The organism is Stutzerimonas degradans (assembly GCF_024448505.1).
Taxonomy (GTDB): domain Bacteria; phylum Pseudomonadota; class Gammaproteobacteria; order Pseudomonadales; family Pseudomonadaceae; genus Stutzerimonas; species Stutzerimonas degradans.
Window position 1 is genome coordinate 69,079 of record NZ_JAMOHV010000006.1, and the last position, 12,377, is coordinate 81,455.

At 59.2% G+C, this 12,377-nt stretch carries 10 protein-coding genes; 1 reads left to right on the forward strand and 9 read right to left on the reverse strand.

Annotated elements, in window-relative coordinates; genetic code table 11:
- Positions 1-165 precede the first annotated feature (165 nt).
- The 8 genes from NAV27_RS10115 to NAV27_RS10150 are packed head-to-tail and all read right to left on the reverse strand — an operon-like array spanning position 166 to position 8,317.
- The gene (locus tag NAV27_RS10115) at positions 166-1,722 is read right to left on the reverse strand and encodes an AAA family ATPase (protein ID WP_102828995.1); all 1,557 of its coding nucleotides are present in this window, start codon (positions 1,720-1,722) and stop codon (positions 166-168) included.
- A 9-nt stretch (positions 1,723-1,731) separates the two neighbouring features.
- Positions 1,732-2,835, reverse strand: a complete 1,104-nt coding sequence (gene aroB / locus NAV27_RS10120; protein ID WP_102828996.1) for a 3-dehydroquinate synthase — start codon at positions 2,833-2,835, stop codon at positions 1,732-1,734.
- Between the two features lie 20 nt (positions 2,836-2,855).
- On the reverse strand, positions 2,856-3,401 hold the full coding sequence (gene aroK / locus NAV27_RS10125; protein ID WP_102828997.1) for a shikimate kinase AroK: 546 nt from the start codon (positions 3,399-3,401) through the stop codon (positions 2,856-2,858).
- A 4-nt stretch (positions 3,402-3,405) separates the two neighbouring features.
- Positions 3,406-5,481 (reverse strand): type IV pilus secretin PilQ, encoded by a 2,076-nt coding sequence (locus tag NAV27_RS10130; protein WP_102828998.1) that lies wholly within the window; start codon positions 5,479-5,481, stop codon positions 3,406-3,408.
- A 55-nt stretch (positions 5,482-5,536) separates the two neighbouring features.
- On the reverse strand, positions 5,537-6,064 hold the full coding sequence (gene pilP / locus NAV27_RS10135; RefSeq protein ID WP_102828999.1) for a type 4a pilus biogenesis lipoprotein PilP: 528 nt from the start codon (positions 6,062-6,064) through the stop codon (positions 5,537-5,539).
- Positions 6,061-6,684 carry a type 4a pilus biogenesis protein PilO gene (gene pilO, locus NAV27_RS10140; RefSeq protein WP_102829000.1) on the reverse strand — a complete coding sequence of 208 codons (624 nt, stop codon included), beginning with the start codon at positions 6,682-6,684 and terminating at the stop codon, positions 6,061-6,063. The genes pilP and pilO overlap by 4 nt, the downstream gene beginning before the upstream one ends.
- Complete coding sequence (pilN, locus tag NAV27_RS10145; protein ID WP_043297920.1) at positions 6,681-7,253, reverse strand: type 4a pilus biogenesis protein PilN; 573 nt, start codon at positions 7,251-7,253, stop codon at positions 6,681-6,683. Before pilN ends, pilO begins: the two co-directional genes overlap by 4 nt.
- The gene (locus NAV27_RS10150) at positions 7,253-8,317 is read right to left on the reverse strand and encodes a pilus assembly protein PilM (protein ID WP_102829001.1); all 1,065 of its coding nucleotides are present in this window, start codon (positions 8,315-8,317) and stop codon (positions 7,253-7,255) included. The genes pilN and NAV27_RS10150 overlap by 1 nt, the downstream gene beginning before the upstream one ends.
- Positions 8,318-8,495: 178 nt before the next feature.
- Here NAV27_RS10150 and NAV27_RS10155 point away from each other — a divergent pair, with 178 nt between their 5' ends.
- Entirely contained in the window at positions 8,496-10,895 is a 2,400-nt protein-coding gene (locus tag NAV27_RS10155) for a penicillin-binding protein 1A (protein ID WP_102829002.1), read from the forward strand.
- A gap of 65 nt (positions 10,896-10,960) precedes the next feature.
- On the opposite strand, the gene NAV27_RS10160 is transcribed toward NAV27_RS10155, so the two are convergent.
- Entirely contained in the window at positions 10,961-12,229 is a 1,269-nt protein-coding gene (locus tag NAV27_RS10160) for a malic enzyme-like NAD(P)-binding protein (protein ID WP_008568316.1), read from the reverse strand.
- Between the last annotated feature and the right edge of the window lie 148 nt (positions 12,230-12,377).

Genomic DNA, 12,377 nt, shown 5'->3' on the forward strand with positions numbered 1-12,377 from the left:
CTAAATGCGTTGTAAATCAACCCCTTACTGACGGAGCACAGGAGAGCCCCGTCATTCACGCGGGCGAAAGGGGGAGCAGTTTACAAAGCAACCGTGGAACGACACAATTTTTTTTTGCAAGCCCCAATTCGGTGCATTGCGCACTTTTTTGGGGCATTTTTTCGCTTATTTACGCATCTCCTGCTGAACGCTTCCCAGACTCCGCGCCCATGGCTTACCCGCCTGCAGTTCCGCCGGTAATGCCTTGATCGCCGCAGTGGCTGCGGTGCGGCTGGCGAAGCTGCCATAAGTCACTACGTAGAGCGGCTTGCCCTGGTGCTGCTTGATGAAATAACGGTAGCCAGCACCATGCTTGGCTATCACCGCCTGCGCACTCTTCTCGCTGCGCGTTCCGAGAATCTGCAGCAGATAGTTGCCGCCAGGTTGGCTGGCGTACCAGTTTCCTCCAGCCGCGTTCGTTGCCGGATTCGCCGAGGCCGCCGGTTTAGGAGCCGGGGTGGGCGCGGGCGCTCTAACTGGAGGAGTTACCGTCGGTGCCGGTGCGAGTGCTGGTGCTGGTGCTGGTGCTGGTGCTGGTGCTGGTACAGGCTCGCGCGCCGTCTCGGCCGGAGGCAGTGCCGCTGGCTCCATCAGCCGGGGTGAATCGACAGCACTCTGCATGCCGCTCGGCCCATCCTCTTGCTCGCCTCCGGCCGCCGCGGCCAATGGCTCACGAATTACCGGCTGGGCATTCGCCGTCAGCGGCAGCGCCGCCGGCCGATCAGCACCATCGAACTCGATTGCGGCCTCACCGGTCGCTGGCGATTCGGCCGAGGCGCCGCCTCCCAGCGGAAGCGCCGTGCTGCTCGGTGCCGCCGTATCCTGCTCGCCCGCGCCACGAAACAACAACGCCAGCCCAACGACGACCAGCACGGCGAGCACTGCCAGCAGGTGTTTTCTCGGAACAGGCAGGGAAAAACCGCCAGTGCGAGAGTGCTTCCTTTTCACCTGCATACCTTCGATCAGTTCCTCTCGCGCAACCTCGTTGATTGCACCAGGCCATCCACCAGCCAGCTCATGAATGCGCGCGATCTGCTCCCCGCTCAGGCACTCCAGACCAGCGCCCGCACCCTCCAGGCGCTGAGCAAGGTATTCGCGCGTTTCGTCCTCTTCGTAAGGCTGCAGAGCGATGACGTGATAACGCTCACCGGGTCCGTCGCTGAGCGCCTCCAGCCGCCCAACCAGGGCCGACTCGCCAAACAGAAACACGTGCGGTCGTGCCTCCGGGCTGCCTGCGGCGAAGCGCAACAGCGTCTCGATTGCCGCACCGGTCAGACGCTCGGCATCATCGACCAGCAGGTACACCTCCTGACCAGTGAGCGCCAACTGGACGATCTGCGCCATCACCGCGTCGAAATCGCTCCGCTGCACGTTCAGCGCCTGAGCCACCTGCTGCAGTATGGCGGCAGCATCTGCGGTTTCCTGCGGCGTGATCACCACGCTTTGCACGGACTGCTTGTTGCTGCTGGCGACCAGCGCCTGACGCAGCAGCGTCTTGCCGCTCCCCTGCGGGCCGGTTACCACCAATAGCAGCTGGCTGTATCGTGCCAGGTGATGTAGCTGCCCCAGCACCGGCTTGCGCTGAGCGGGAAAGAATTTGAAACCCGGGACACGGGCTCCAAAAGGATCATGACTGAACCCGTAATGGTTCAGAAACGAGTCGTCCGCAGACAAACTAGTCATGGAAATTTCTTACGCTCCTAAATGTTGCGTCAGCGCCCCATAGTCGACGCGCAATGTGTCTTCCAGCGCCTCACGGGGAAAATCGCCGGTCACGACGGCCTCACCGAGCTTCTTGAGCAGCACCAGCCGCAGCTTGCCGTCGAGAACCTTCTTGTCGACCGCCATGTGCTGCAGAAAATCCGACGCCGCCATATCCTGCGGCGGCACGACCGGCAAACCTGCGCGCACCAGCAGGCGGATCGCCCGGTCACGCTCGGCGGTTTCGATCCAGCCCAGCTGGCGCGACATCTCCAGCGCCATTACCGTGCCCGCCGAAACCGCCTCACCATGCAGCCAGGCACCATAGCCCTGATGTGTCTCGATGGCGTGCCCGAAGGTATGTCCCAGATTCAAGGTGGCGCGGACCCCCGACTCCCTCTCATCCGCTCCCACCACCCGAGCCTTGGCAGCACAGGAACGGTAGATGGCCTCGCTCAATGCCTTCGGCTCCAGCGCACGCAGGCTTTCGATATGAGCTTCCAACCATCCTAGGAAAGGCGCATCGCAGATCAGGCCGTACTTGATCACTTCCGCGAGTCCGGCCGAAAGCTCACGAGCCGGCAAAGTACCTAGCGTAGTCGTATCGATGATCACGGCGCGTGGTTGGTAGAACGCACCGATCATGTTCTTACCCAGCGGATGATTGATCCCGGTCTTGCCTCCGACCGAAGAGTCGACCTGCGATAACAAGGTCGTCGGCACTTGGATGAAATCGACGCCCCGCTGGTAGCTGGCCGCGGCATAGCCGGCCATATCACCGATCACACCGCCGCCCAGCGCGATGATCGTGGCGCCTCGATCAAGCCGCGCGCCGAGCAGACCATCGAAGATCAGCTGCAGCGTCTGCCAGCTCTTATGGGCTTCGCCATCGGGAAGGATGATCGGCGTGACCAAGAAAGCGCTCAATGAACGCGTCAGTTGATCCAGATACAACGGCGCAACGGTCTCGTTGGTGACGATCGCCACTTGCCTGCCGCGGATTCGAGCGGATATCACATCGGCATGATCCAGCAGGTGCTCGCCAATTTCTATCGGATAACTGCGCTCGCCGAGATCGACCTGAAGTGTCTGCATGAGGCCTCCAAAAAAGGAGGCTAGGATAGCGCAGTTCCGTCACGGCTTTCACGGTGCCGGAGCGCCTGGAGCCGCTCGAGAATTTCCATCACCACAAGTCGTGGCGGACGCTCATCGGTTTCCACCACGATATCGGCGATCTCCCGATAAAGCGGATCGCGAACGGCCATGAGAGTCTCCAACACAGCCCGTGGATCTGCGGCCTGCAGGAGCGGACGATTACGATCCCTGGAGGTTCGCTCCAGCTGCTGATCCACGGAGGTGCACAGATAAACAACCTGCCCGCCGGAGCGCAATGCGCGACGATTGTCCTCCTGCAACACAGCGCCCCCGCCCGTCGCCAGTACTACCCCGTTCAACAGGCAAAGGTCAGCGATCGCCGCGTGCTCGCGCTCACGGAAGCCGCCCTCACCCTCCACATCGAAGATCAGGGGGATACTGGCGCCAGTGCGCTGCTCGATCTCCTTATCCGAGTCCTTGAACGGCAAGCGCAACTCTTTGGCAAGCAAACGCCCGATGGTGCTCTTGCCAGCTCCCATCGGGCCTACGAGGATCAGATTTTGCACCCAGTCAACGACTCACAGCTATGGCGTTGTTGTTTACTATACGCGGAGTAAGAAAGACCAACAGCTCCGATTTCTCCTCCGTAACGGAGTCGCGACGGAACAGGCGACCGAGGAAGGGCAAATCCCCCAGCAACGGCACCTTGTCGACTGAGCGGCTCTGGGTGTTCGAGAAAACGCCACCGATGACAATGGTTTCACCATCGTTGACCAGTACTTTGGCATTTACTTCGTTCTTATTAATAGGCGGAACATCATTGAGCGCGTTTGCATAGTCCGGCGCATCCTTGGTGACCTTGACTTCCATGATAATGCGATTGTCCGGTGTGATTTGTGGGGTCACTTCCAACGACAGCACCGCCTCCTTGAACGACGTACTGGTCGCTCCGCTGGAGCTGGCTTCCTGATAGGGGATTTCAGATCCTTTGAGAATCTTCGCCGTCTCTTTGTCGGAGGTCACTACCTTGGGCTGGGAAACGATTTCACCGTTACCCGACTTTTCCATGGCCGAAAGCTCGAGATCAAGGATCAGATTGTCGGTCACATAGCCGATACCAATGCCTGCGGTACGGTTAGTAACCCCCAAATCGACGAATGGGTAATTGCCGTTACTATCTTCGCCAGCGTCGCCACCCTCATCACCGAAGTCGTCGCTACCGTATACGGCGCCGCGGCCGTTAGCGAATATCTGGGTACCACCCCAGCGGACCCCCAGACTCTTGTCGTAATCCACGTTAGCTTCAACAATTCGCGCCTCGATCATCACTTGACGAACCGGAATGTCCAACTGCGCAACGATACGCCGCAATTCGTCCAGCCGATCCTGCGTCTGATAAGCAATGATATTGTTGGTTCGATCATCAACGGCAATTGAGCCACGCTCGTCCACCTGACCCTCGGTGTTGGTCACTGACTGGAAGAGCTTGGCGATATCGGCCGCCTTGGCGTAGTTGACCTGTACCACTTCCCGACGCAGCGGAGCGAGTTCGGCGATCTGCCGCTGCGATTCGAGTTCCTGGCGTTCGCGCGCCGCAATCTCGTCAGCAGGCGCGACCAACAGCACATTACCAACCTGACGCTTATCCAACCCTTTGGTCTTGAGGACAAGATCAAGAGCCTGGTCCCACGGCACATTCTGCAGGCGCAGGGTGATATTTCCCTGCACCGTATCGCTGGCGACCAGATTGAGATCGGTGAAGTCTGCAATCAACTGCAGTACGGAGCGAACATCGATGTCCTGGAAGTTAAGGGACAACTTCTCTCCCGAATAAGCAAATCGCTCCGCCTTACGTTTCTGCGCCTCATCTTCGGTCAGCGGTTTGATGCTGATCGTCAGCTTGTCGTCGGTCTGATAGGCCAGATAGTCGTAGCGACCTGTAGGCTCAATGGCGATAGCTGCACCACCACCCTGTGCGGTGGCATCGACAAACTTCACTGGAGTAGCGAAATCCTGCACATCCAGACGAACCCGCAGAGACTCAGGCAACTGAGTCTTGGCAAACGAAACGCGGATTTTCCCGCTCTGCTCTTCGATATTCGAACTGATCGAAGGGTCGGAAAGCGTGATGATCACATTGCCAGCGCCATCCTCACCGCGCCGAAAATCAATGTTGTTAATCGCCTTGCTCGTTAGCAGCGGCTTAGAAGGCGCCGGAGTAGCTACAGGGGCGGCGACGGTGGAATTGGATACGGCAACCGGTGCCGAGGAGTCGCCGAGCACAACGAACAGGTTGCTACCCTCAATGCGCGTCGAGTACGGCACCAGGGTGGTCAGATTGACGATCAGACGGGTACGTCCTTGCGCCTCGACAACCGTGACGCTGCGAGCATTACCTACCCCCAACTCACGATTCTTCACACCCAGCTTGTTGGACACGCCGGGCAAATCCAGGGCAATGCGCGCCGGCTGCTCCAGCGTATAGCCATGCGGCTTATTCACTGGCTCGTCGAACGCCAGCTTGAGCTCGACACGATCACCGGGAAGCGCCGCAACATCCAAGGCGTTGAGGTTGGCAGCCAGCAGAGCCGGGGCGGCCAGGAACGCCAACAATGCGACACCAAGACGCGAGACGGTGCTATTCATAGAGTTCTTCCGTTGTGCAGACCGGTATAGGTTTTCCATTCTTGTTGCCCCGCGCTCAGGTGCGCTCTTTCAAATTCAAACTGCGCGGGCGCTCTAGCCACCCACCCTCACCATCCGGAACTATCTCCAGCACCTCGACTTCGGCATCGGTGATATCGACGATGCGACCGTGGTTTCGTCCCAAGTAATCGCCGACCTTGACGCGATGAACACCGTCCCCTCCCTTAACCAAGGCGAAGCGGCCGTCACCGTTAGCCAATGTTCCAACCATGACGAAATTTTCGATATTGAAACCTTCGAGGAACTGTTTGATCCGGGTTTCGTCCGGACGAATATCCTTGGATCCCTTCTCCCGCTGCGCCAGGTCTATTTTCACCGGCGGTTGGAATGGATGGCGCAAGGCGGCTGCGCTATAGGTGAAGGCCTCGTATGGAACAAAGGCTGGAAGAGGCTCGATCGTGCCCTTCGGCCGGGCTCGCACCTCGTCGAGATACCGCTGCAAATCGGAAAAATCGGATCCGCCGCCACAACCTGCCAGCGCCATCAGACCCAAGCCCAATACGGCGAAACGGGCTCTTTTCATTTTTGCAGCCCCTTGTCGTTATAGCGATAAGTCTTGGCCAAAATACTCATGCGCAACTTGTTGGAGGTATCCGCTTTTTCGGTCTTGATCTCAAAGTCATGCAACGTGACGATACGCGGCAAACTTGCAACACCGCTCACAAACGTCGCCAAATCGTGATAGCCGCCCACCACTTTTATCTGTATGGGAAGTTCTATATAGAACTGCTGAACAACTTCCGGCTGAAGCTTTATCTCCTCGAACTCCAGCCCACTTCCCAATCCGGTGCGAGTGATATCTTCGAGCAAACCGGGAACTTCCGTATCGCTAGGCAGTTGACGCAACAGTGCACCAAAGGAAATTTCCATTTCAGCCATTTGCTCTCGGTAGGCTTCTAGGTTCGCCGCCTGGAACGCCTTCGTCGAGAACTGCTGCTTCAGCGTTTCCTCTTGAGCCTGCTGCTGTTCAAGATTCGTCTGCAGGTCTTTCAAATGAAAGTAGTAACCCAGCGCAAGTACGACGGACAGCAGGAGTACCGAAGCAATGACCTTAACTGGCCCGGGCCAGGAGCCGAGGTTGTTGAGATCCAGCTCTGCCAGATCGACCTTGCGCAGACTTTCCAGCGAATCGGCCAGACTCATGGCTTGCCTCCTTCCATGGCGACGCCAGGTTGCGTCTGTTGCACCGTAAGCTGGAACACGTTTTCCTGATCCACCGCTCCCGCCGTGACTGCCTTGACCTCAGTGAGATTCGGCGCATCAAGCCAATCTGAACCATCGAGGTTGCGCATCAGGTTTGAAACCCGATTATTCGATTCCGCGGCGCCGACGATGGCGATGTTCTTACCGGTCATCTTCAAGCCGGTGAAATAGACGCCATCGGGCAAGGTGCGCACCAACTGGTCGAACACACGACCGATAACCGGTCGATTGCCTTGTAGATCCTGAATGATCTTCATACGCTCCAGAAGCTGCTGGCGCCGCTCCTTCAGCTCTCTGATCTCCTTGATACGCGCATCGAGCACAGCAATCTCCTTACGCACGAAGTCGTTACGCGCGTTCTGGTACTCGATAGCACCTTGAAAGTAACGATCGCCAAGGAAGACAAGTCCGCCCGCGAGCAGAAGCACACCAGCCAGCGTCGCCAGAAAGCGCTGCTTACGCTCCTCGCGCAGCTGCTCGCGCCAAGGAAGCAGGTTGATCCGTGCCATCAGTCGAAACTCCTCATCGCCAAGCCACACGCAATCATCAGCGCCGGTGCATCACTGGCCAGCGCACCAGCGTTGACCTTGTTACTCAGCGACATATCGGCAAAGGGATTGGCGACTAGAGTCTGCGTACCGATCTTCTGCTGGATCAGACGATCGAGTCCCGGCAGCGACGCCGTACCTCCGGCCAGCAGAATGTAATCCACATCGTGGAATTGCCCGGCGGCGAAGAAGAACTGCAGCGAACGCGAGACCTGTTGCACCACCGCCTCTTTGAACGGCTGCAACACCTCGCTGTCATAGTCATCTGGAAGACCGCCCTGTTTCTTGGCCAAACCAGCTTCCTCTACGGACAAACCATAACGCCGCTGAATCTCTTCGGTCAGCTGGCGGCCGCCGAATAGCTGTTCGCGCGTATAGATAGTGCGTCCGTTGTGCAACACGCTTAGCGTCGTCATGGTGGCACCGATATCAACGACAGCTACCGTCAGCTCGCCCTGCGCACCTGCCAACATCGGAGCAAGCAGGCCATAGGAGCGCTCCAGCGCATAGGCCTCGACATCCACGACCTTGGCAGTGAGGCCCGCCAGCGCAAGGGCGGCCTCACGAATTTCGACGTTTTCTTTACGACAGGCTGCCAGCAGTACCTCTACACGTCCCGGTGTACGCGCAGCAGGTCCCTGTACTTCGAAGTCGATGGCGACCTCTTCAAGGGGATAAGGGATGTACTGATCCGCCTCGATCTTGAGCTGATTCTCCAACTCATCGTCCGAGAGGCCGGACTCCATCTCGATGCTCTTGGTGATGACTGCCGAGCCAGACACGGCAACCGCCGCCTGCTTGGCATTGATCTTGGCCCTGGCGACAACACGCTGCAGCGCCTGACCGACACCTTCGAGCTCGACGATATTCTTCTCGACGACGGCATTCGGCGGTAGCGGCTCAACGGCGTAAGCCTCCACCCGATAGCGATTACCCGAGCGGCTCAATTCGAGGAGCTTGACGGATGTCGAACTAATATCGATCCCAAGTAGCGTGTTCGCTTTCTTCGTGAAGAGCCCTAGCACGACCAATTTCCTATTTTATCCGCGACTTACGGATTAATTATGGTTATCCACATTAGATTACAGCCTTGACAGAAGCGCAAATGGCTAGCCGACAAAAAAACCGCTTATAATGTGACCGGTTTTTCCCTTTCAGCATCGCCTGCGGCGCCCTCCTATATTCCGGATTTCAAGAACCCCGATGCGCTTTCTGAAGTTTCTCTTCTGGTCTTGCTTTGCACTTTTTTGCGCATTTTCGCTCAGCCTCAGCGGTGCCTTTCTGTATCTGAGTCCGAACCTGCCGTCCGTGGATTCGCTACGCAGCATTCAGCTGCAGATCCCGCTGCGGGTCTACAGCACCGATAACAAGCTCATCGCGGAGTTCGGCGAAATGCGTCGTTCTCCTGTTCGCTTCGAGGAGATTCCCAGCGACTTTATCCAGGCTCTGCTGGCCGCCGAAGACGACAATTTCGCAAATCATTATGGCGTCGACGTCACCGGCCTGCTGCGCGCTGCCGCGCAATTATTGAAAAGCGGGCACATTCAGACCGGCGGCAGCACCATCACCATGCAGGTCGCCAAGAACTTTTTCCTGACCAGCGAGCGCAGCTTTTCCCGCAAGATCAATGAAATCCTGCTGGCCCTGCAGATCGAGCGCGAGCTGACCAAGAACGAAATTCTCGAACTCTACGTGAACAAGATCTACCTGGGCCATCGCGCCTACGGTATCGAGGCGGCGGCGCAGGTCTATTACGGCAAGTCGATCGGCGAGCTGACGCTGGCCCAGAAGGCGATGATTGCCGGCCTACCCAAAGCCCCCTCGGCGTTCAATCCACTGGTCAACCCCGCGCGCAGCAAGGAGCGTCGCGACTGGATTCTGGGCCGCATGTATCGATTGGGCTCGATCGATGAGGCCAGCTACCAGCAAGCCATCGCCGAGCCCGAAACCGCACGCTACCACGGCGCTGCGCCGGAGCTGGATGCAGCCTACATCGCCGAAATGGCACGCGCAGAGATGGTCGGCCGCTTCGGCAGCGCAGCCTATACCGATGGCTTTCGTGTCTACACCACCGTCAGCAGCGAACGGCAGCAGGCCGCCAATCTGGCACTGTTCGAAGGTCTGATCGAATACGACCAACGCCACGGCTACCGCGGGCCCGAGGCTCGCCTGGGTGAAAAGTCGCGTGATGCTTGGCTCGAAGAACTGACACAGCATCGCGCACTTTCCGGTCTGCTCCCGGCCATCGTCAGCCAGGTCGACGCTGACGGGATCAAGGTACTGCTGCGCGACGGCAGCGAACACGCGGTGAGCTGGGAAAGCATGAAATGGGCCCGCCCGTTCCTCGCCACCAACAGCCTTGGTCCTCGCCCGCAGCGACCTGCTGAAGTCGTGGCGCGTGGCGACCTGATTCGCATCCGCCTCGATGGCGAGAGCGCCCGCTTCAGTCAGGTTCCGGTCGCGCAGGCAGCACTGGTATCGCTGAATCCCATCGACGGCTCCATCGAAGCACTGGCCGGCGGTTTTTCGTTCGGCCAAAGCAAATACAACCGTGCGATCCAGGCCAAACGCCAACCGGGATCGAGCTTCAAACCCTTCGTCTACAGCGCCGCGCTCGATGCCGGCTACACCGCCGCCACGCTCGTTAACGACTCACCAATCGTCTTCGTCGAAGAAGGAATGGATCGCATCTGGCGACCGAAGAACGACAACAACACCTTCCTCGGCCCTATCCGCATGCGCGAGGCGCTATACAAGTCGCGCAACCTCGTTTCGATCCGCTTGCTGCAGAGCATTGGCATCGATTACACCATCGACTATATCAGCCGTTTCGGCTTCCGCCCGCAGGATCTGCCACGCAACCTTTCGCTGGCGCTCGGCACCGCGACACTCACGCCGATGGAGATCGCCACCGGCTGGACCGTGTTCGCCAATGGCGGCTACAAGATCGAGCCCTATCTCATCGAGCGCGTCGAGGATCGCGAAGGCCAGCAGATTTTCGCCGCCAACCCCACCCGCGTTCCTGATGCGCCGAACGCAGCTACCGTCAGCACCAGCGAAGTCGAACCCGCGGAGGCAGACACGGCCCCGCGCATTGCCGAGCAGATCATCGACGAACGCACCGCCTACATCATGACCAGCATGTTGCAGGACGTAATCACCCGTGGTACCGGCCGGCGTGCGCTGGCGCTCGGCCGCCACGACCTCGCCGGCAAGACCGGCACCACCAACGACTCGATCGACAGCTGGTTCTCCGGCTACAACGCGGATCTGGTGACAACAGTCTGGGCCGGCTTCGATCAGCCACAGAGCCTCGGCCGGCACGAGTACGGCGGCACCGTGGCACTGCCCATCTGGATGAAGTACATGGGAAGCGTGCTCAAGGACCTTCCAGAACATATGCCAGCCGAGCCAGCCGGGCTGCTGACTCTGCGGGTCGATCCGCAGAGCGGCCGCGCAGCGACACCTTCGACACCGAATGCCTATTTCGAGCTATTCAAGAGCGAAGACTCGCCTCCCTCGATGAGCGAACTCGAACCCGGCGCTCCAGTGCCTGGCAGCCCACTGCCAGCCAGCGAAGCGGCGCCGATCGACCTGTTCTAGAATCTCTTCGACCCCAAACAAAAAAGCCCCGCAGAATCTGCGGGGCTTTTTCATTCAGACCGGGATCAGCCGTTGAATACGTCGTTGACCGACTTGAGCGGGTAGTTCGACGGATAAGGCAGCGTCGCCACGCCGCTGTCGATTGCCGCCTTGGCAACCGCATCCGATACCAGCGTGATCAGGCGCGGGTCCATCGGCTTCGGAATGATGTACTCGCGACCGAACTGCAGGTCGGACACGCCATAGGCCGCGGCCACTTCCGCCGGCACCGGCAGCTTCGCCAGATCACGCAGCGCGAGCGCCGCCGCGATCTTCATTTCCTCGTTGATGCGGGTCGCCCGTACGTCCAGCGCGCCGCGGAAGATGAACGGGAAGCCAAGCACGTTGTTGACCTGGTTCGGATAGTCCGAACGGCCTGTGGCCATGATCACGTCGGAACGGGTGGCGTGCGCCAGCTCCGGACTGATCTCCGGATCCGGATTGGAGCAGGCGAAAACGATCGGATCGGCCGCCATGCGCTTGAGACCCTCGGCGCTCAGCAGATTGGCCCCGGACAGGCCGACGAACACATCGGCGCCGTCCAGCGCGTCGTCCAGCGTGCGCTTGTCGGTTTCGTGGGCGAAGATCGCCTTGTACTGGTTGAGATCGTCGCGACCGGCGTGAATCACGCCCTTGCGGTCGACCATGAAGATGTTCTCGATCTTCGCGCCGATGCTGACCAGCAGCTTCATGCAGGAAGTCGCGGCAGCGCCGGCGCCGAGGCAGACAATCTTTGCCTCTTCGATGGTCTTACCAGCGATTTCCAGCGCGTTGAGCATGCCGGCGGCGGTCACGATGGCCGTGCCGTGCTGATCGTCATGGAAGACCGGAATATCGCACTGCTCGATGAGCGCACGCTCGATCTCGAAGCACTCGGGCGCCTTGATGTCTTCCAGGTTGATGCCACCGAAGGTGATCGAGATGCGCTTGACGGTGTCGATGAAGGCCTGCGGGCTTTCGGCGTCCACTTCGATGTCAAACACATCGACGCCGGCGAAGCGCTTGAACAGCACACCCTTGCCCTCCATCACCGGCTTGGAGGCCAGCGGGCCGAGGTTGCCCAGACCGAGAATCGCGGTGCCGTCGGAGATCACAGCGACCAGATTGCCCTTGCCGGTATAGCGGTAGGCCAGCTCCGGGTCACGGGCGATTTCTCGTACGGGAGCGGCAACACCTGGACTGTAGGCCAGCGAGAGATCGCGGGCGGTGGCGGTAGGCTTGGTCAGCTCGACACTCAGCTTTCCCGGACGCGGCTGGGAATGGTAGTCGAGAGCGGCGGTTTTCAGGTCAGTCATTGGCATTTCCGCTTGTTTTTACTGGGACAGACAGGCGGTCGAGCATACGCCAAGAGCGCGCGCCGTCACAAGCGAGCCAAGAGGAGAGTGTCAAGCGCCGACGCCTGCGACTTTTAGGGAATAAATGCCACGCAAAACGGCGTTTTGC